General features: G+C 68.4%; 2 protein-coding genes. Both read left to right on the top strand.

The window, feature by feature from the left end:
- On the top strand, positions 1-740 hold a 740-nt coding region (locus RMO85_RS07455; protein WP_310528076.1), incomplete at its 5' end, for an ATP-binding cassette domain-containing protein.
- Entirely contained in the window at positions 733-2010 is a 1278-nt protein-coding gene (locus tag RMO85_RS07450) for an ABC transporter permease subunit (protein ID WP_310528075.1), read from the top strand. The genes RMO85_RS07455 and RMO85_RS07450, both read left to right, overlap by 8 nt.
- The last annotated feature ends 144 nt before the right edge of the window (positions 2011-2154 follow it).

Here is a 2154-nt window from a genome sequence, read left to right as displayed (position 1 = left end):
CCAAGCGCTTCGGCGCCGTCCAAGCCCTCTCGGACGTCCACATGGACGTCCGGGCGGGCGAGGTCGTCGCCCTGGTCGGCGACAACGGCGCCGGCAAGTCCACGCTCGTCAAGGTCATCTCGGGTGTCTATTCGCCCGACGAGGGAGACATCACCTTCGCCGGCCGCAAGGTCACTGTCGGCGGCCCGTCCGAGGCGCAGGCCCTCGGCATCGCCACGGTCTTCCAGGACCTCGCCCTGTGCGACAACCTCGATGTCGTCGCCAACCTCTTCCTCGGCCAGGAGAAACGGCTGGGGGCCTTCATCGACGAGGTCCACATGGAGAAGGAGGCGTGGCGACTGCTCCGCACGCTGTCCGCCAAGATCCCGTCGGTGCGCATCCCGATCGCCTCGCTCTCGGGGGGCCAGCGCCAGACCGTCGCCATCGCCCGCTCCCTGGTGGGCAACCCCAAGATCGTCATGCTCGACGAGCCCACTGCGGCGCTGGGCGTCGCCCAGACCGCCGAGGTGCTCAACCTGATCGAGCGGCTGCGCGCCACCGGGCTCGGCGTGATCCTGATCAGCCACAACATGGCCGACGTGCAGGCCGTGGCCGACCGCATCGTCGTCCTCCGCCTCGGCCGCAACGCGGCCGAGTTCAATGTCGCGGACGCCACCACCCAAGACCTTGTCGCCGCCATCACCGGCGCCTCCGACAACGTCGTGTCGGCACGAGCCCAGAGGGGTGAGAAGCATGACTGACCACGATGTCAGCGAAGACCTCGACGTGGAGACGCCCGCATCGACGGTCGCCGCGGACCTGGCCGACGAGCGGCTGATCCAGACCAAGGGGATGGCGGGCTACGCCCACCTGTTCTGGAACCGCCTCCGCTCCGGTGAGCTGGGCAGCCTGCCGGTCGTGATCGGCCTGGTCATCATCTGCATCGGCTTCTACAGCCAGGAGCCGCGCTTCCTGTCGTCGCGCAGCCTCGTCTCGATCAGCCAGTTCGCGGCGCCGATCGGCATCATCGCACTCGGCATCGTGCTCGTCCTGCTCCTCGGCGAGATCGACCTGTCCGTCGGCTCGGTGAGCGGCTTCACGGCCGCCACCATGGCAGTGCTGCTCGTCGAGCACGGCCAGTCGATGCTCGTCGCGATCCTTGCTGCGATGGCGGTCGGGGTGGCCATCGGTGCGCTCTATGCCGTGCTCTACACCAAGCTCGGCGTGCCATCGTTCGTGTTCTCGCTCGCGGGGCTCCTCGGCTTCCAGGGCGCACTGCTCTACGTGCTCGGCAAGAACGGCACGATCAACCTGCCCTCCGACTCGTTCCTGGTGCAGTTCACCCGGTTCGAGTTCCTCAGCCCCACGGTGTCCTACGCCATGGTGCTGCTGGTCGGGCTGGTGTACGTCGGCTCGCAGATGCTCGCCATCCGGCAGCGGACCGCCGCCGAGCTGAGCAGCCCGCCGCTCGCACTCGTCCTGGTCAAGGCCGGCCTGCTCGTGGGCGGACTCGCGCTGTTGACCTACTACGTCAACATCGACCGGGGCTGGAGCTACCTGTGGCTCTTCTTCGTGCTGCTCGTCGTGCTGATGGACCTCGCGCTGCGGCGTACGACCTGGGGACGTCACGTCTTCGCCGTCGGTGGCAACGAGGAGGCGGCGCGTCGCTCGGGCATCAAGGTGAGTCGGGTCTACTTCTCGGTGTTCGCGCTGTGCTCGCTGCTCGCCGCCGTCGGTGGACTGCTCGCGGCCGGCCTGCAGACGAGCGTCTCGCAGGCCAGCGGCACCACCGACACCAACCTGACGGCCATCGCGGCCGCGGTCATCGGCGGCACCTCGCTGTTCGGTGGGCGCGGGTCTGCCTACTCCGCGATGCTCGGCATCATCGTCCTCCAGGCGATCCAGACCGGGCTCAACCTGGTCGGGGTGGACTCGTCGGTGCGGTTCATGGTCACCGGTGCGGTGCTGTTGCTCGCCGTGGCGATCGACTCCGTCTCGCGGCGCCTGCGTACGTCGAGTGGTCGGGGCTAGCGCCTGGGTGACACCATGTGCCGGTCATGCGCATCGTTCTGCTGATCTGCTGCCTGCTCGTCACTAGCGCGCTGTCGGGCTGCGCCACCGTCGACTCGTCGGTGATCGCGGTCCTGGCCGCCGACGAGTCGGCGCAGGTCCAGC

Source organism: Nocardioides sp., from assembly GCF_031422975.1.
Taxonomy (GTDB): domain Bacteria; phylum Actinomycetota; class Actinomycetes; order Propionibacteriales; family Nocardioidaceae; genus Nocardioides.
This window is presented reverse-complemented; position numbering and strand designations above follow the sequence as displayed.

Coding starts and splice junctions, on each gene's coding strand:
- RMO85_RS07450 (WP_310528075.1), top strand. CDS start 733: ATGACTGACCACGATGTCAGCGAAGACCTCGACGTGGAGACGCCCGCA.